Origin of the sequence: Micromonospora sp. NPDC050200 (genome assembly GCF_040656135.1) — a bacterium.
GTDB lineage: Bacteria > Actinomycetota > Actinomycetes > Mycobacteriales > Micromonosporaceae > Micromonospora.
Window position 1 is genome coordinate 334078 of the sequence record NZ_JBFALG010000001.1, and the last position, 18324, is coordinate 352401.

An 18324-nucleotide genomic window follows, 5' to 3' on the forward strand; every position below is an offset into this window, starting at 1 on the left:
CGCACAACCGCCATCCCGACTCTCTACGCGAGGAGATCGACGTGCGCCGTGCGAACCCGCCGACCACGACCAGACCGACCCGCCGCCGTGCCGCTCGTAAGAACGCCACCCGGCCCTCGAACGATCCGCCGACCCTCTTCGACCTGGACCTGCCCGAGCGGCCGGCCGGCACCTATCCGACCTCGGTCTACCAGTTGGAACGGGTTCCGCCGACGGTCGATGGTCTCCACGACGCGGTGGACCACCGCTACCTGCGCAAGCACGACTTCGCCATCGAGGAGCGACTGGTCGCTGGCGCCCCGGCCCTGCTCGTGCACGGGACGGTGCCTCGCGAGCGGGCCGACTGGTGTGACGTGCTGGCTTCGCTGACCGGGGAGACGATCGATCTCGGGTTCAGCAGTGGCGGCGCCGCGCTGCTCATCGCAGTCGACGACCATGTGTACGCGCTCGCCTACGGCACCGTCGGACGACACATGATCGACCTGGACCTGGCCAACACCGGCTTCGGGATCGGCTTCGCCGTGCGTTCGCTCGCGCCGGACGAGATCAAGCAGGTACGCCGCCGGGTCTTCGGCACCACCGGTCGGGTCGACCGCAACATGGTCCCCGGCGGACAGCACATCAGGATGTACGGGATCGACAAATGGGGCGAGATCGTCGGCCAGGTCTGCGGGCGGGCGTTCAACCCGAACCTGACCGTCTGCCGGTCTACCCGCAAGACCACCCTGGTCGAGGGCAGCGACGCCCTGCGTATCCACCTCGGCGTCGAGCCGGAAAACCTGCTCGCCGATCTGCGCGAGATCAACCGGGTCTGCAAGCAGGAGGCTCCGTTCGAGGACCTGGAGTTCATTACCCAGATCCGTCCCGTGCCGGCCCGCGACCCGAGGCTGTCGGAGCTGGAGAAGCAGCTGGACCGGCTCCTCGCGTCGCCAGAGCCGGATGAGATTGGTCTTGCCGTGCCGGGCCGGGTCTTCAGCGAGTTCGAGCGGATCCAGTCGTACAAACTTCGGGTGCCCAGGTCCGGCCTCCGCCCGGCACGTTTGTCGGAGCTCACGCTGGCCGACATCCTCGCGCAGACCAGTGGCGTGCCCGACGGCGAGCGGTGGGCTTCCCTCTGCAACGGGCGGATCACCCTCTACGCCGACAGCGCCGGAGAGGAGATCGGCTCGACGGCCGCTTCGCGATGGGTCACCGCCCAGCTCGCGCACGGTACGAGTCAGCTCCTGCTGCACGAGGGCGGCTGGTACGAGATCGGCGACAGGCACCGGGAGTTCCTCCGCGACGAGATCAAGCAGATCCTGGCCCGACCGGCGAGCGTTGCCCTACCGGCGTGGACCGCCGACCTGCCAGAAGAGGCGGACTACAACGCCCACGCCGCCAAGGTTTGCGGTCTGACGCTGCTGGACCGGCGCCTGCTGCGGACTGGCCAGCACCACCGGGGCATCGAGGCCTGCGACCTGCTCGGGCCAGACGACGAGCTGATCCACGTAAAGAGAGCCAAGGGCAGCTCGCCGCTGAGCCACCTCTTTGCTCAGGGCGAGGTGTCGGTCGACGCGCTGCGGTACGAGGCTGACGCCCGAGCCGCGCTGGTCAAGATGGTCCGCCAGCAGCCGTCGGCTCGCGCCATCGGACTGGACTTCCGCCCTCGCAAGGTCATCTACGCGATCGCCCTCGGGTCCGGCAAGGCGCTCACCGTCGATTCGCTCTTCACCTTCGCCCAGGTCGCGCTCTACCGGGCGATGAAGTCCCTCCGCAACGAGGGCGTCGAGGTCGAGGTCGTCGGCATCCCGTCCTCCTGATCCGTTCAGTCCACCGGTTCCACGCTCCCGTCTCCACCAATCCAGACCCGCCCGAACACAAGTCGCCCGGCTGACCCACTGGTTGCCCGGGCCGACCACCCCTGACCGCTCACCATGGAGGAGAGAGAACATGACGCAGCCCGAGTTCCAGCCGGAGCCGCAGGCCGAGCCTCAGCCCCAGCCCGGTACGCCGGACACCGGCAACACGGTGCCCGTCGCTCGTAAGAGGAAGCCCCTGATCGGGTGGATCGTCGGCGGGATGGTCCTGGTGCTGCTCCTCTGCTTCGGCGGCTGCGGCGCGCTGCTGGCCACGACCAACAGCGGGGACAAGTCCGACCAGGGCAAGGCCGCCGCCTCGACTGCTCCGACCTCGCCGTCCACCACCTCCGCCGCGACTACCGCCGCCGCAGCGCCGGCCACGACCGAACCGCCTGTCCCCACCTACGAAACCCCAACCAAGAACGATTTCAAGCTCAAGGTCAAGACCCTGAGCAAGCAGTGCTTCGGCAGCGCCGGCTGCAACATTACCTACCGAATCAACGTCACCTACACCGGCACCGGCCTCGACCCGTCCAAGACGTACGAGGTGACGTACCAGGTCAAGGGGGCCGAGGACCCCATCATCAACACCTTCGAAGCGACCGGCGACTCCGCCTCTGTTCAGCAGGAGGAAATGGCCAGCATCAAGCGCTCCGGCGACAAGCTGACCGCCGTCGTCACCGACGTTACCGAGTTCTAGGGGGCGTCGTGCGTCCCGATGAGTTCCTCCGCACCCTGGCCCTGCTCCCCCCTCCCCTGCACGACCGCGCCCTCACCCTGCGCGGCTACGCCCGCGCCACCCGCTGCGACGACTGCGAGCGCATCGGCGACGCCGTGAGCCTCGCCCTCACCGCCGCCCACTACGACGAGCTGGCCTCCGCCGGCGAACTGCTCGACACCGCCGAGCGGCTGGCCGCCGACCACGGCGTCCACCGCCGGTCCGGCGAGGACCAGCAGCGCGGCCGCGGCCTGGTGGCCCGCTGGGCGGCGACGTCCGCGCCGCTGGTGGCCGCGACCGACGCGAGCTGGAAGGGCCGCGCTGGTGGCATCGGGTACGTGGTGACCGACGGCCACTACGGCCTGCTCGGCCGGGGTATCGGCCGGCTCGACCCGACCGGCGTCTCCCGGGTGCTGATCAACGAGCTGCGCGCGGTCGACTACCTGCTGACCGCGTACGAGGAGGTGCCGGTGGGCATGACGGTGTTGCTGGACAGCCTCGCCGCCCTGCGTTACCTGCGCCGCTGGCAGTCCGGCAACACCGACGCGATGCCGGCCGGCTACAGCCTGCGGGAGCGCCGCTGGTCCGACCAGCCGACCCTGGTCCGGCTCGCCGAGCAGGTGGCCCGCCGCCCCGACCTGGCCTTCGGGCACGTCAAGGGGCATAGCGGCCACGCCCTCAACGAGGCCGCCGACGGCCTGTCGCACATGGCCCGCCGCCGGCGGGAGGAGACCTTCGACCTGCGTCCTCGGGCGTACGCCCTGGTCGACGCGTTCCTGCGCGACTGGCACGCGAACGCCACGCTCTGACCCCTTCGACCGGCAGCCGGAGCGAACGCGACCGGCGTCGACAGTCTGATTCGTCTGCGACATCAGCTCCAAAGCCTCCGAACGGCCACCACGGCCTCCGATCTCCACCGCTCACCGAGGGCGGCCCGACCGGCGGCTGCCCACTTCCACCGCTCATCCCGGGCGGGCCGACGAGCCGTCGGCCCGCGGACACCACGCGCCTGGAGACAACGATGACCCTCCCCGAGCAGCCCACCGCACCCCTGATCGAGCTGATCTTCGACCGGCTCGCCGCCGACAGCGACGTGAAGGCCGACACCGCAGAACTGGTCCTCGCCGCGCTCACCGGCGAGGACGACCTGACCGCCGCCCTCGCCGGCAGCCCCACCCGGCTCGACCCGCGCTCCCCCATGAACGACGAGCCGTCGGAGCGGATCTGGCTGAAGTCGGTGACCGTCGCCGGATTCCGCGGCGTCGGCCCCGAGCGCACCCTCGACATCGCGCCCGGGCCGGGCATCACCCTGGTCGTCGGCCGCAACGGCTCCGGCAAGTCCAGCTTCGCCGAGGCCGTCGAACTCGCCCTCACCGGCGACAGCGCCCGCTGGGCCGACAAGACCAGCGTGTGGCGTACCGGGTGGCGGAACCTGCACGCCCCGGACCCGTGCCGGATCGGTGTGGAGCTGCGGGTCGACGGCGTGGCCACGCCGACCCGGGTGGCGCGGGCCTGGCCCGCCGGTGGTGAGCTGGGCGACGCCGAGGTGACCGTGACCAGCGCGCGGGGCCGGCGCGGCGGCCTCGCCGAGCTGGGGCTGGCCCGGCCGCTGGAGCTGTACCGGCCGTTCCTCACCGCCGCCGAGCTGGGCAGGCTCGCCGCCGGCACGCAGAGCCAGCTCTTCGACGCGCTCTTCGCCATCCTCGGCCTGGACGCGCTGACTGACGCCGATCAGCGGCTGATGCGCGCCGCCCGGCCGCACGACACGGCCGTCAAGGAGGTACGCGCACAGCGCGCCGCCCTGGCCGACGTGCTCGCAGGCGTCGACGACGACCGGGCCCGGCGGGCCGCCGTGCTGCTGCGCGGCCGGGGCGCGGTCGACCTGCCGGCGTTGGCGGCGATCCTCGACGAGCCGGACGAGGCGACCGCCGACGAGGCGGTGCGGCGGTGCCGGGAGCTCGCCGCGCTCGACCCGCCGCCAGTGGACGAGGTGACGCGGCTGGCCGGGCAGGTGCGGGAAGCGGCGACCGAAACCCTCCGGTACGACGGCGGGCGGTCCCGGGCGGCGCTGCGCAGCGCCGAACTGCTCCGTCTCGCCCTCGAACACCACGAGGACCGGGGCGACGGGCCCTGTCCCGTCTGCGATATCGGCGCCCTCGACGGTGGGTGGCGGGCCGCCGCCACGGAGACCCTGACCGAGCTGCGGCAGCGCAGCGTCGCCGCCCAGGCCGCGGCGACCCGGCTCACCGCTCTGCTGCGTCAGGCGCACCACCTGATCGACGACCTGACCGTGCCCGACGGCCCCGGATCGCCGCCGGTCGGGGCGCTGCGGGAGGCCGTGGCCGCGCTGCGGCGCGTACCCGGGGAACCGGCCGAGTTGGCCGACCACCTGGCCGCGCGGTACCCGGCGGTGGCGGCGGCGGCGGACGCGGCCCGCGCGTACGCCGAAGGGTTCCTGCGGCAGCGCGACACCGGGTGGCGGGCGGCCGCCGCCGACCTGCGCGAGTGGGTCACCGCTGCCGGCGGGCTGGCGGCGCGGGAGGCGACCCTGGCCCGGTTGAAGGCCGCGCGCGCCTGGTTGAAGGAGACCGGCGCGGCGGTCCGCGACGAGCGGATCGCGCCGTTCGCCGCACACTCGCAACGGATCTGGGGGCAGCTACGGCAGGAGAGCAACGTCGAGCTGGGCGCGATGACCCTGGCCGGGACGAACACCCGGCGGCGGGTGGTCTTCCCGGTGAGCGTGGACGGCGCCGACAACGGCACCGCGCTCGGCGTGATGAGCCAGGGTGAGATGCAGGCCCTCGGGCTGGCCACGTTCCTGCCGCGCAGCTGCGCCCCGGAGAGCCCGTTCCGGTTCATCGTCATCGACGACCCGGTGCAGAGCATGGACCCGTCGAAGGTGGACGGACTGGCCCGGGTGCTCGCCGAGCTGGCCACCGACCGGCAGGTCGTGGTGTTCACCCACGACACCCGGCTGCCCGACGCGGTGCGCCGGCTCGACCTGGGGCGGGCCCGGATCGTGGAGGTGCAGCGCGCCGAGCGGTCCGTGGTGACCGTGCGGGCCGGCTCCGACCCGGTCACTCGCTACCTCGACGACGCGTACGCCCTGGCCCGCAACGACGAGCTGCCCGCCGACGTACGTGGGCCGGTGGTGGCGGAGCTGTGCCGGTCGGCGCTCGAGGCGGCCTGCCACCTGCGGGTGTGGCGGGCCCGGGTGGCCCGTGGGGTGCCGCATGACGACGTCGAGGCGGCGATCGTCGACGCGTCCCGCCGGCTGACCACGATCGTGGCGTTGGCCGTCTTCGACGACGCGGACCGCGGTGGCGACGTGCTCGGCTGGCTGGGACGCCACGGCGGCTGGGCGGTCGGCGCGTACAAGGCCTGCCGGGAGGGCGTGCACGGGGCGTACCAGGCGGACCTGCCCCGCCTGGTCACGGACGCCCGCGCCCTGGCGAAGGTGCTCGCGTGACCGCGCCGACGCCCCGCCGTTGCCTGGCGGCGGCCGACCAGCTGCTGCGCGGCGCCGGCCCGCTCGGCGCGACCGCGGTGACCGCCGGCTGGTGGCCGCGGGCCTGCGCCTGCCTGATCCGCCTCGCCCTCGAAGGCGGCATCGACGCCTACTGGCGGCGGATCCGGCCGGCCGTCGCGGCGTGCCAGCAGGGCCGGGCCAAGCAGCTCATGCTGCGCGGCCGGCTCGGGCCGGGCACCGAGGTGGCCCGCCGCATCACGTACGCCTGGGCGACGCTGTCGGCCGCCACCCACCACCACTGCTATGAGCTGGCCCCGACCGCAGCGGAACTGCGCCGCCTGCACAGCGAGGTCAGCGCCCTGCTGCACCGACTCGACGAACGACAGGAACCCCGACGATGACCTACCCTCAGCCCGGCCACGACCCGACCCGGCCCCTGCCAGCGATCTCGGCCGTCCCCGCCGGCCAGTACCCGCCGGCCGGGCCCTACCCGCCGCCTGCGCCATACCCGCCGGCGGTGCCGTATCCGCCGCCGCTGCTGATCGCGGTGCCGCCCGCGTCCGGCGCGGCCACCGCCGCGATGGTGCTCGGCATCGTCGGCGTGCTCGGCGGATGGTGTGTGTTCGGCCTTCCCTGCATTCTCGCCGTCATCCTCGGCCACGTCGGCCTGCACGAGACCCGCAACGGTCTGAAGTCCGGCCGTGGCATGGCCGTCGCCGGACTGGTGCTCGGCTACGTCTTCGTCGCCCCGGCGGTCGCGGTCACCCTCATGGTCTTCTTCGGCGGGGTCATCGGCGCCGCCACCCCGACCCCTACCACTACTCCGTGAAAGGCGGCTCCCTGATGACCTTCGACGACAACGAAGTGCTCGGGGTCAACGCGTACCAGATCATGGCCCGGCGGTACGTCGAGCGGCGCGTCGCCGAGCTTCCCGACCCCGAGGCGGGCGGTGGGGCGTACCGCCAGGGGCTGCGTGACATCCACGCCGACATCGAGTGGCGCGGGCATGCCGCGCCGCTCGACCTGCTCGCCGGCATGGTGGGCGTCCCGGTGGACACGCTCGCGGAGTGGCACCGAGGCCCGCTCCGACCCGAGCCGGTCGGTGGTTCCCGCTCCGAGCGCCGGACGGATCCTGTGCCGCGTCCCTAGGCTGGAACGGACGGCCGGAAGGAGGACGGGGTGCGGCACGACGAGGCCCACATGCGGGACCGGCAGCGGATGCTGGCCGGTGTGCTGCTCGCCGGGGCGGGAGTCCTCGATGCCGTCGCCGGGGTCACCGACCTGGACGACGACCCGTACGTCGTGATCACCCAGGAGGGGCTCTACCACCTCGACCTGACCGGCTGGCTGTGGGCCCACGTGGTGACCGGGGTGCTCATGGTGCTGGGTGGTGGCATCCTGCTCATCGTCGGCCGCCGCTGGTCGATCCGGTTCGTCTGGGCGGTGGCGGTGGTGGGCATCGCGCTCCAGGTGTCCCTGCTTCCCTTCCAGCCGGTCTGGGCGCTGATGGTGATCGGGCTGTTGATGGCGGCCCTCGTGCTGCTCCGGCGGTGCCGGCGGGAGACTCCGCGCGACGAGGTCAACTCGGCTGGCAGACCTTCCCGGTGAAGGCCGGGTCGGGCACGTGCGTGGCCCGCCAGACCGGGTTCACCGAGAGCATGCCACGGTGCACGGCGGGCGTCTGGAAGATCGGGACGTGGCTGTACTCGCCGGATGGCGCCTCGACCTCTGCGGCTCTGTGCGCGTTCCGCCTGCATCGGGGCCGCGCTGCACGCGCCCCGGAGCCAGCCATTGATCCGTCTGCTAAACCGGTCTAGCATCTCCCAAACCGGTTTAGCGACCGGTGCTCGCGCCAGGACCCGCAGGTACGGGAAGGAGGCCGAGTTGGTGAGCCAACGTCGACCGACGATCACCGACGTCGCCCGGGCCGCGGGAGTCTCCAAGGGAGCGGTCTCCTTCGCCCTCAACGGCCGGCCCGGGGTGGCCGAGGAGACCCGCCGGCGGATCCTGGCGGTGGCGAAGGAGCTGGGCTGGACGCCGAGCCATCGGGCCCGGGCCCTGTCCACCTCCCGGGCGTTCGCCGTCGGCCTGGTGCTCGCCCGCCCGCCGGAGCTGCTCGGCGCCGACCCGTTCTTCCCCGCCTTCATCGCCGGCGTGGAACGCGTCCTCGCCGAGCAGAGCCAGGCGCTGGTTCTCCAGGTGGTCACCAGTCAGCGGGCGGAGGAGGACGGCTACCGGCGGCTGGCCGCCGACGGTCGGGTGGACGGGGTGTTCCTGCTGGACCTGCGGGTCGCCGATCCGCGGATCGCCCTGCTGGAGGAGTTGCGGCTGCCCGCCGTCACCCTCGGCCGTCCCGACGTGGCGAGCCCGTTCCCGGCGGTGCTCGTCGACGACCGGCCGGGGATCGCCGCCGCGGTACGGCATCTGGTGGAGCTGGGGCACCGGCACGTCGCGCACGTCGCCGGCCCGGACCACTTCCTGCACGGCGCGGCGCGGCGGGACGCCTGGGAGAACGCGTTACGGGACGCCGGACTGTCCCCCGGTCCCTGCGTGCCGTCCGACTTCTCGGCGGCCGGTGGGGCCCGGGCCACCCACCACCTGCTCGACCTGGCCGACCCGCCGAGCGCGATCATCTACGCCAACGACGTGATGGCGATGGCCGGCATGGCCGTGGCCCGGGAACGTGGCCTCGACGTCCCCGGCCAACTCTCGGTCACCGGCTTCGACGACACCGAACTGGCCGCCCACATCAGCCCGGCACTGACCAGCGTCCGGACCGATCCGTCCGGCTGGGGCGGTGTCGCCGCCCGTACCTTGCTCGACCTCGTCGACGGCAACGGCGGCCCGGACGTCGAGATGCCCCCCGCGCAGCTCGTCGTCCGCGCCTCCACCGCTGCACCACCACCCACACCACACCAATCGCCGTGACCCACCGCCCGGGCATCGCCTCCGCCCGGTCAGTGGTCACGGCAGTCGAGATCGGAGACCGATATGAGACGTACCGTCCCCGCTGCCTTCCTCGCCCTCTCCCTCGGCCTCATCGCAGCCTGCGCTGACGGCGACTCCGGCACCAAGGCCGATTCCTCGGCCAAGGGGCCGATCACGATCTGGCTGTCGAACAACAAGGAGGAGTTGGCCTGGGGCAACGCGATGGTCGAGGCGTGGAACAGCCAGCACGCCGACCAGAAGATCACCGCGCAGGAGGTCCCGGCCGGCAAGTCCTCCGAGGAGGTCATCGGCGCCGCGATCACCGCCGGGAACGCGCCCTGCCTGATCTTCAACACCGCCCCGGCCGCCGTGCCGCAGTTCCAGAAGCAGGGCGGGCTGGTCGCGCTGGACGACTTCGAGGGTGCCAAGGGCCATCTCGAACAGCGGACCGGGCCGGCCGCCGAGCAGTACCGGTCGCCGGACGGCAAGTACTACCAGATGCCCTGGAAGGCCAACCCTGTCATGATCGTCTACAACAAGGCGGTCATGCAGAAGGCCGGCGTCGACCCGGAGAATCCGCCGCTCGGCACGTACGCGGACTTCCTCGACACGAGCCGCAAGATCAAGTCCTCCGGTGCGGCGCAGGCGGCCATCTATCCCTCGCCGGCCAGCCAGTTCTTCCAGTCCTGGTTCGACTTCTACCCGCTGTTCATCGCCGAGACCGGCGGGAAGCAGCTGGTCGAGGACGGCAAGGCGCAGTTCAACTCGGCCGAGGGGCAGCGGGTCGCCGACTTCTGGAAGACCCTCTACGCCGAGGGACTGGCCCCGAAGGAGCAGTACAACGGTGACTCCTTCGGCGAGGGCAAGGCCGCCATGGCCATCGTCGGCCCGTGGGCGATCCCCGTCTACGGCGACAAGATCAAGTGGGGGCTGAAGCCGGTCCCCACCTCCGCCGGCAAGCCCGCCGCCGAGATCAAGACCTTCAGCGACGCCAAGAACGTCGCGATGTACTCCTCCTGCCAGAACCGTGGCACCGCCTGGGAGGTGCTGAAGTTCGCCACCAGCCAGGAGCAGGACGGCGCGCTGCTGAAGGCGACCGGCCAGATGCCGCTGCGCGCCAACCTGACCGCCACCTACCCGGACTTCTTCACCGAGAAGCCCGCCTACCGTGACTTCGCCGACCAGGCCGGGCGCACCGTCGAGGTGTCGAACGTGCCGAACTCCATCACCATCTGGCAGACGTTCCGGGACGCGTACTCGGAGTCGGTGATCTTCGGTAAGCGGCCGGTGGCCGACGCGTTCGGCGACGCCGCGAAGAAGGTCGACGGGCTAGCCGGCCAGCGATGACCGCCCACCTCACCCGGGGCGCGCACCCGCGCCCCGGCCACCGACCGGGGACGGCGCTGCTCGGCCGTCACCCGGTCGGGCTGGCCCTGATCGCGCCGTACGCGGCGTACCTCGTGCTGACCTTCGCGTATCCGTTCGGGTTCGCCGTCTGGATGAGCTTCCACGACTACTTCTTCGCCGCGCCGGGAGCCCAGGTCGAGCGTCCCTTCGTCGGGCTGGAGAACTACCGCACGGTGATCGGCGACCCGGGGGTCCGGCAGGCGTTCGGCAACATCCTGGTCTTCCTGCTGATCAACGTCCCGCTCACCGCGGTGCTGGCGCTCACCCTCGCCGTGGCGCTCAACCGGGCCATCCGGGGGCGCGCCTTCCTGCGGGTCGCCTACTACGTGCCCTATGTGACGGCCAGCGTTGCCGTGGTCGGGGTGTGGCTCTTCCTGTTCAGCTCGGACGGCCTGGTCAACACGGTCCTCGGCCCGCTCGCCCCGGACCCGTCCTGGCTGGTCAACGAGACGCTCGCGATGCCGCTCATCGCGGTCTTCGTGGCCTGGAAGCAGCTCGGCTTCTTCATCCTGCTCTACCTCGCCGCGTTGCAGAACGTCCCGAAGGAGCTGTACGAGTCGGCAGCGGTCGACGGGGCGAGTGCCTGGCAGCGATTCCGTTCGGTGACCGTACCGGCGGTCCGCCCGGCCACCACCCTGGTGGTGATCCTGGCGACCATCACCGGCGCGAACCTCTTCACCGAGCCCTACCTGCTGACCGGCGGCGGCGGCCCGAACGGCGCCTCCACCTCCCCGGTGCTGCTGATGTACCAGCGCGGCATCGAGCAGGGCAACCCGGACGTGGCGGCGGCGATCGGGGTGCTGCTCGTCGTCGGCGTCGTCAGCGTATCCATGATCAACCGTCGACTGCTGGAAAGGTCCTGACATGTCGACCCGGACGCTCGGCGCAGCCGGAACCGCGCCCACCGTCGCGCCCGCGCCCGTGGCCCGCCGCCCCGGCACCCTCGGCCGGGTGCTGCGGACCGCGGCGCTGATCGCCTTCGCGCTGGCCTTCCTCTTCCCCTTCTACTACATGTTCATCGGGTCGTTGCAGGCCGAACCGGACACCTCCCCGGCCGGGGCGTTCCCCACCGGCGGCCTCACCCTGGACAACTACCGGGAGATCAACGCCGAGATCAACCTGCTGCGGTCGCTGGTCAACTCCGGCATCTTCACCGGCGGGGTCATCCTCGGTACGGTCGTGTTCGGCCTGCTCGCCGGCTACGCGCTGGCACAGCTCAGCTTCCGGGGCCGCGGCGCACTGTTCAGCCTGGTCCTGCTGGTCCAGGTGGTCCCGTTCCAGCTCCTGCTGATCCCGCTGTACGTGCTGATCGTGCGCGGCTACGGGTTGGCCGACTCCTACCTCGGCATGATCCTGCCGTTCGCGATCAACACCACGGCGGTCTTCATCTTCCGGCAGTTCTTCCTGCAACTGCCGGCCGACCTGTTCGCCGCCGCCCGGGTGGACGGCGCGAGCGAACTGCGCATCCTCTGGTCGGTCGCGCTGCCCCTGGTCCGTCCGGCACTGCTAACCGTGGTGCTGCTGACCTTCATCGGCCCGTGGAACGAGTTCCTCTGGCCGTTCCTGATCACCAAGCAGACCGACATGCAGCCGCTGGCGGTCTCGCTCGCCAACTATCTGAGCACCGTCGCCGCGCGGGCCGCCAACCCGTACGGGGCGGTCCTCGCCGGCGCCTGCGTCCTCGCCGCCCCGGCCGTGGCGCTCTTCGTCGCCTTCCAGCGGCACTTCACCTCGAACAACATCGGATCTGGCGTAAAGGGCTGAACCGTTGACTGTCTCCACCGTCGTCCCGTACACCCTCACCCGACTCGGCGTGGTCATGGCGCCCGAGGCGGGAGAGCCGCTGGAAGCCGAGGGGGTGCTCAACCCGGCCAGCGGACGTACCCCGGACGGGAAGCTCCACCTGCTGCCGCGGCTGGTCGCCAAGGGGAACGTCTCCCGGGTCGGGCTCGCCGAGGTCGAGTTCCGTGACGGGACACCGGCCGGAGTGGTCCGGCGTGGCGTGGTCCTCGCCCCCGACGAGGGGTGGGAGCGCGGGTTGAACAACGCCGGGGTCGAGGATCCGCGCACCACCTGGGTGCCGGGCCTCGGCAGCCACCTGATGACGTACGTCGCCTATGGTCCGTTGGGTCCACGGCTGGCCCTGGCCGTCTCCACCGACCTGCGCACCTGGCGTCGGCTCGGTCCGGTGCAGTTCGCGTACCAACCGGGCCTGGACACCGACCTGAACCTCTTCCCGAACAAGGACGCGGTCTTCTTCCCCGAACCGGTGCCCGGCCCGGACGGCCGCCCCTGCTACGCGATGCTGCACCGGCCGATGTGGGACCTGGGCTGGTTCCGCCCCGGTGAGGGGGTGCACCTGCCGGCCGGGATCACCGACGAGCGGCCCGGCATCTGGATCTCCTACGTCCCGGTCGAGGAGGTGCACGCCGACATCACCGCCCTGGTCCGGCTCCGCGACCACCGCTGCGTCGCCCTGTCCGAGTTCCCCTACGAGGAGCTGAAGATCGGTGCCGGCCCGCCGCCGATCCGGGTGGACGAGGGCTGGCTGCTCATCCACCACGGGGTCACGGGCCACATCCCCGACACCTTCGACCCCAGCACACAGAAGGTCGAGTACGCGGCCGGGGCGATGCTGCTCGACCCGGCCGACCCGGGTCGGGTGCTGGCCCGCACCGCCGAGCCGATCCTGGTGCCCGAGACCGAGGACGAGCGCTCCGGCACCGTCCCGAACGTGGTCTTCCCGACCGCGATCGAGGAGGTGGACGGCGTCCGGTACGTCTTCTACGGAATGGCCGACGCCAAGATCGGCGTCGCCCGGCTCGACCGTGTCCGGTGAGCCGTGCGGCGGGCCCTCGGCCGGCCCTCGTGACCGGGCCTGCGGTGTCGACGGGGCGGATCCGGTGACCGGCCATGCCGCGCTGCGCCTCGGTGTCGTCGGGGCCGGCGGCTTCGCCACCTTCCTCACCGGCGCCCTGCGTGACCTGCCGGACGTGACGGTCACCGTGGTCGCGGACCCGGACACCGACCGGGCCGGGCGGCTGGCCGGGATCCTGGCCGCCCGGCCGGTGCCGGACTGGCAGGCGCTGGTCACGGCCGACGACGTGGACGTCGTGGTGGTGGCCACCCCACCGGCCGGGCACGCGGAGACCACCCTCGCCGCGCTGCGCGCCGGCCGGCATGTCTTCTCCGAGAAACCCCTGGCCGTCAACGAGGACGAGGCCATCGCCATCCGGGACGCGGTCGCGGCCACCGGTCGCGTCCTGGTGGTCGACCACGTTCTGCGCTACAACCCCGTGCTACGGGCGCTGGCCCGGCTGCGCGACCCACGGTTCGCCGCGCCGCCCGGTTCCCCGTCCGACCCGCTGCTCGGTCCGGTCCGGCGGCTCGCCTTCGAGAATGACGCCAGCGACGAGGACCTCGGGCCGGGGCACTGGTTCTGGGACGAGCGGGTCAGCGGCGGCATCTTCGTCGAGCACGGTGTGCACTTCTTCGACGCGGCCGACGCCCTCGTCGGCGCGAGCCCCGAATCGGTGCAGGGCATGCTCGGCCACCGCCCCGGCAGCAACCTCGTCGACCTGGCGGTCGCCACCACCCGCTATCCCGACGGCGCGGTGGCGACCTTCGCGCACGGCTTCAGCCACGCCCACCGCTGCGAGCGGCAACTGATGCGGATCGACTTCGGCACCGCCGAGGCCCGGGTGACCGGTTGGATCCCGGTGCACGCCATCGTCGACCTGTGGACCGATGACGCCGGAGCGGCGCTGGTCGAGAGCCTGCCGGCCCGGTCCGGGGGACTGCTCGCCGTCGACGGCCACCGGCTGCCCGACGCCGCCGCCGTCACCGTGGCGGTACACCGGCACGCCGGTCCGGAACACGCCCGGGAACGGGGCCACGAGCGGCGGCTGCCACACCGTTGCCGGATCACTCTCGACCTCGGCGGCGAGGCCGCCAAACCACACGTCTACGCCGAGAGCGTCCGCGCCGCCATGCACGACCTGGTGCGCTGCGTCCGCACCGGCGACCGACCCGTCGCCGGAATCACCGAGGGCGCCACCGCCGCAACCGTCGCCGCCGCGGCCGCCCGCTCCGCCCGCGAGGACCGCACCGTCCACCTCGGACGGCGGTCCCCGGAACACCCCACAGTCCGCCCGTCCTGACCGAGGAGACCCCCCGTGAAACGCCGATCGCTGCTGCTGGGCGGCCTCGCCGTCACCACCCCGCTGCTGACCCCCACGTCGGCCGAAGCCGCCAACGCCCGACGGAGTACGGCCACGCCGGAGGGGCCGCTGACCAACCTCGCGCATCTGGACTTCCTCCGGCAGGACGTCACGCCGCCGGACCAGCACGGGCACACCACCTACCGGCTCGCCGACACCCCGGGAGTCGGGGTGCTCTGGACCTACGCCGAACCCGGGCCGGACGGCGCGTTCCGCCGGGTCGGCGGTGGCGCGTACGACCCGGACACCGACACCTGGGGGCAGGGCGCGTACAACGCCGACGACATCTCCCGGGCCGCGGTGGTCTACCTGCGGCACTGGCGGCAGACCGGCGCCGCCACCAGCCGGGACGCCGCCTACCAGCTCCTGCGCGGGCTGACCTACCTGCAGACCGCCGACGGCCCGTACGCCGGCAACGTGGTGCTGTGGATGCAGCCGGACGGCACGCTCAACCCGAGCGCCGAGCCGAGGGAACTGCCCGACCCGTCCGACAGCGACGCGTCGTACTGGCTGGCCCGGACCATCTGGGCGCTCGGCGAAGGGTACGCGGCGTTCCGCGACACCGACCGGGACTTCGCCGGCTTCCTGCGCGACCGCCTCGACCTGGCGATCGCCGCCGTGCAGCGGCAGGTGCTCGTCCGCCACGACCAGTGGCAGATCATCGACGGGGACCGTACCCCGGCCTGGCTGATCGTCGACGGCGCGGACGCCACCGCCGAAGCGGTCCTCGGACTCGCCGCCTACGTCGAAGCCGGCGGCGGCGCCACCGCCCGCCGGGCGCTGCGCCAACTCGCCGAGGGCATCACCGCCCTCGCCGACGGCGACGTGCGGGAGTGGCCGTTCGGCGCGGTACGTCCCTGGGCGCTGTCCCGCTCCGTCTGGCACGGCTGGGGCGCGCAGATGCCGGCCGCGCTCGCCCGGGCCGCGCGGGCGCTCGGCGACCGGGCCCTGCTCGGCCCCGCCGTCACCGACTCCGCCGTCTTCACCCCCTGGCTGCTCACCTCCGGCGGCCCGGACAACGGCCGGCTGCCCACCCGCACCGACCGGACCCAGATCGCCTACGGCGTCGACTCCCGCGTGCAGTCCCTGCTCGCCGTCGCCGACGCCACCGGACGGTCCGGATTCGCGCAGCTCGCCGCCCTCACCGCCGCCTGGTACTTCGGCGCCAACCCGGCCGGGACACCCGGCTACGACCCGCACACCGGCCGGGCCATCGACGGCATCAACGGCGACGGGCAGGTCAACCGGAACTCGGGCGCCGAGTCCACCATCCACACCCTGCTCAGCATGCTCGCCCTGGACGCCCGCCCGGGACTGGCCGCACTCGCCCACCGCACCGAAATCGTCGAACGGGTCGGCACGGTGACCCTGGAAGCCGAGGACGGCTCCCGTCAGGGCGGCGCGACCGTGGTCACCCCGCCGTCGGCGTGGACCGGCGAATCGCTGATCAGCGGGAGCTACGTCGACCTGCCCGCCGGGGCCGGGCTGCGCTGGCAGCTCCCACCGGCCGACCAGCCCCGGCTGGTGCTGCCGGTGGTGGACCTGCGCCCCGGCGTACCGGCCCGGACCGTCTGGCACAGCGACGCCGGACCGCTCGGCGAGGTCGACCACGCCCGGGTCGGCGCCCAGGGCAACTCCCCGGCGCCGGGTGCGCTGCTCCCGGTCACCCTGCCCCGCGAACTCGCCGCCCACGCCACCGAACTGACCGCTCAGGCGACGGCCGGCAGCCCGGCCACCGTCGACGCGGTCATGCTGGAACCGCTGGTCTCCCGGCTCACCCTGGCCGGCGACGGGCACAGCACGACGCTGCTGCGCAGTGCCGCCCGGGTCGCCCGGACCGCGCAGGTCACGGCCGGCGGCACCGGTCCGGCCACCATCGAGGTGTACGACGCGGCGGGTGCCCTCCGCTCCCGGCACACCAGCACCGCCACCCAGCTGCGGGTCACCGTGCTGCCCGGCGGCTTCACCCTGGTCCGCCGTTGACCGAGTCCCCGCCGGGGCAGCCGTGGTGGCGCGGCGGCGTCTGCTACCAGGTGTACGTCCGCAGCTTCGCCGACTCGGACGGAGACGGGACCGGTGACCTGCCCGGGGTGACCGCCCGCCTGCCCCACCTGGTCTCCCTCGGTGTGGACGCCGTCTGGCTGACCCCGTTCTACCCGTCACCGATGGTCGACGGCGGATACGACATCGTGGATCATCGCGACGTCGACCCGCTCTTCGGCACCCTCGCCGACGTCGACGCGCTCGTCGCCGAGGCGCACCGGCTCGGCCTGCGGGTCGTCTGCGACCTGGTGCCCAACCACACCTCGGACCGGCACCCCTGGTTCCGGGCGGCGCTCGCCGCACCACCGGGCAGCGCCGCCCGCCACCGGTACGTCTTCCGTGCGGTCGACGAGGACCACCCGGACCGGCCGCCCAACGACTGGCAGTCGGCGTTCGGCGGGAGCGCCTGGCGGCGGGCACCGAGCCCGAACGGCGGGCCCGACGAGTGGTACCTGCACCTGTTCAGCCCCGAGCAACCCGACCTGAACTGGGACGACCCGCAGGTGCCGGCGGAGTACGAGAAGATCATCCGGTGGTGGCTCGACCGGGGCGTGGACGGGCTGCGCATCGACATGGCGCACGCCCTGTTCAAACACCCCGACCTGGTCGACGCCGGCCCCGGACAGCACACCGAGTTCCGCCGCAACCACCTGATGCCCTTCTTCGACCAGGCGCCGCTGCACGCTTTGTACCGGCAGTGGCGGACCATGGTCGACGCGGTGCCGAGGGAGCGGGCGCTGATCGGGGAGGTGTGCCTCTTCGACGCCGACCGGCAGGCCCGCTACGTCCGGCCGGACGAGTTGCACCAGGCGTTCACCTTCGAGCTGCTGGAGTGCGACTGGTCCGCCCCGGCGCTGCGGGACACCATCGGGCGCACGCTCGAGGCGTACCGCCGGGTGGGTGCCCTGCCGGCGTGGGTGCTGAACAGCCACGACGCGGTCCGGGCCGCCACCCGCTACGGCGGAGGAGAACGGGGGCTGCGCCGGGCGCGGGCCGCCGCCCTGCTGATGCTGGCGCTGCCCGGCGCGGCCTACGTCTACCAGGGGGAGGAGCTGGGGTTGCCTCAGGCGGACCTGCCCGACGAGGCGCTGCGTGACCCGCTCTGGGAACGTTCCGGGCGGACCGTGCGCGGGCGGGACGGGTCCCGGGTGCCGATCCCGTGGACGGTGGACGGCGGAACGTACGGCTTCTCGCCCGAGGGAGCCGACCCGCCGTGGCTGCCACAGCCCGACGGCTGGGGCGCCTGGAGCGTGCAGCGGCAGACGGCGGACCCGGCCTCCACCCTGGCGCTCTACCGCGCGGCGATCCGGCTACGCCGAGAGCTGGGCAACGGTGTCGCCGCCGTCGACGAGCTGACCTGGTGGGACACCGGACCGGACGTGGTGGCTCTTCGACGCGGCGACGGGTTCGGCTGCGCGGTCAACGTCGGCGACCGGGCGGCGCCGCTGACCGGCGTCGGCCGGGTAATGCTGGCGAGTGCACCGCTCCGAGCGGCCGACCGGATCCCCCTGCTGCCGCCGGACGCCGCAGTCTGGTTCGTCCCGTCGTAGAGGAGTACGACCGGACAGGGCACCTGGTGGCGCGGGGCGGCTATTTCCCGCCGGGCACCTGGTCCTTGACCTCGTCGTAGCCGACCGTGGTGGGTGCCTCGGTCGGCGAGTAGATCACGCGGATCACGCCCGTCGGAAACGCCTCCGTGGC

16 protein-coding genes and 1 pseudogene are annotated in these 18324 nt (G+C 72.6%); 16 read left to right on the forward strand and 1 reads right to left on the reverse strand.

What is annotated here, in order from left to right:
• Positions 1-41: 41 nt before the first annotated feature.
• From AB0I41_RS01420 to AB0I41_RS01495, 16 genes are all read left to right on the forward strand, one after another.
• A complete protein-coding gene (locus AB0I41_RS01420) occupies positions 42-1799 on the forward strand; it encodes a DUF6119 family protein (RefSeq protein ID WP_357100458.1) in 1758 nt (585 codons plus the stop codon).
• A gap of 130 nt (positions 1800-1929) precedes the next feature.
• Positions 1930-2538: a hypothetical protein gene (locus AB0I41_RS01425; protein ID WP_357100461.1), complete on the forward strand. Its 609-nt coding sequence runs from the start codon at positions 1930-1932 to the stop codon at positions 2536-2538.
• 8 nt (positions 2539-2546) lie between these two features.
• Positions 2547-3365 (forward strand): RNase H family protein, encoded by an 819-nt coding sequence (locus AB0I41_RS01430; RefSeq protein ID WP_357100463.1) that lies wholly within the window; start codon positions 2547-2549, stop codon positions 3363-3365.
• 212 nt (positions 3366-3577) lie between these two features.
• Entirely contained in the window at positions 3578-6025 is a 2448-nt protein-coding gene (locus AB0I41_RS01435) for an AAA family ATPase (protein WP_357100466.1), read from the forward strand.
• Complete coding sequence (locus tag AB0I41_RS01440) at positions 6022-6426, forward strand: hypothetical protein (RefSeq protein ID WP_357100469.1); 405 nt, start codon at positions 6022-6024, stop codon at positions 6424-6426. Before AB0I41_RS01435 ends, AB0I41_RS01440 begins: the two co-directional genes overlap by 4 nt.
• Positions 6423-6854 (forward strand): DUF4190 domain-containing protein, encoded by a 432-nt coding sequence (locus tag AB0I41_RS01445; protein WP_357100472.1) that lies wholly within the window; start codon positions 6423-6425, stop codon positions 6852-6854. Before AB0I41_RS01440 ends, AB0I41_RS01445 begins: the two co-directional genes overlap by 4 nt.
• Positions 6855-6868: 14 nt before the next feature.
• Positions 6869-7174, forward strand: coding sequence for a hypothetical protein (locus AB0I41_RS01450; RefSeq protein WP_357100475.1), 306 nt, complete (start codon positions 6869-6871; stop codon positions 7172-7174).
• A gap of 30 nt (positions 7175-7204) precedes the next feature.
• The gene (locus tag AB0I41_RS01455; RefSeq protein WP_357100478.1) at positions 7205-7633 is read left to right on the forward strand and encodes a hypothetical protein; all 429 of its coding nucleotides are present in this window, start codon (positions 7205-7207) and stop codon (positions 7631-7633) included.
• Between the two features lie 279 nt (positions 7634-7912).
• Entirely contained in the window at positions 7913-8953 is a 1041-nt protein-coding gene (locus AB0I41_RS01460; RefSeq protein ID WP_357100481.1) for a LacI family DNA-binding transcriptional regulator, read from the forward strand.
• Positions 8954-9016: 63 nt separating this feature from the next.
• On the forward strand, positions 9017-10300 hold the full coding sequence (locus AB0I41_RS01465; protein WP_357100482.1) for an extracellular solute-binding protein: 1284 nt from the start codon (positions 9017-9019) through the stop codon (positions 10298-10300).
• Positions 10297-11223 carry a sugar ABC transporter permease gene (locus AB0I41_RS01470; RefSeq protein WP_357100485.1) on the forward strand — a complete coding sequence of 309 codons (927 nt, stop codon included), beginning with the start codon at positions 10297-10299 and terminating at the stop codon, positions 11221-11223. Before AB0I41_RS01465 ends, AB0I41_RS01470 begins: the two co-directional genes overlap by 4 nt.
• Position 11224: 1 nt before the next feature.
• Complete coding sequence (locus AB0I41_RS01475) at positions 11225-12124, forward strand: carbohydrate ABC transporter permease (RefSeq protein ID WP_357100488.1); 900 nt, start codon at positions 11225-11227, stop codon at positions 12122-12124.
• Between the two features lie 4 nt (positions 12125-12128).
• Complete coding sequence (locus tag AB0I41_RS01480; protein ID WP_357100491.1) at positions 12129-13199, forward strand: hypothetical protein; 1071 nt, start codon at positions 12129-12131, stop codon at positions 13197-13199.
• 64 nt (positions 13200-13263) lie between these two features.
• Positions 13264-14520, forward strand: coding sequence for a Gfo/Idh/MocA family oxidoreductase (locus AB0I41_RS01485; protein ID WP_357100494.1), 1257 nt, complete (start codon positions 13264-13266; stop codon positions 14518-14520).
• Positions 14521-14535: 15 nt separating this feature from the next.
• The gene (locus tag AB0I41_RS01490; protein WP_357100497.1) at positions 14536-16563 is read left to right on the forward strand and encodes a hypothetical protein; all 2028 of its coding nucleotides are present in this window, start codon (positions 14536-14538) and stop codon (positions 16561-16563) included.
• Positions 16560-18173 carry a glycoside hydrolase family 13 protein gene (locus AB0I41_RS01495; RefSeq protein ID WP_357100500.1) on the forward strand — a complete coding sequence of 538 codons (1614 nt, stop codon included), beginning with the start codon at positions 16560-16562 and terminating at the stop codon, positions 18171-18173. Before AB0I41_RS01490 ends, AB0I41_RS01495 begins: the two co-directional genes overlap by 4 nt.
• A gap of 40 nt (positions 18174-18213) precedes the next feature.
• Here AB0I41_RS01495 and AB0I41_RS01500 read toward each other — a convergent pair.
• Positions 18214-18324, reverse strand: a pseudogene (locus AB0I41_RS01500) (dihydrofolate reductase); the annotation flags it as partial.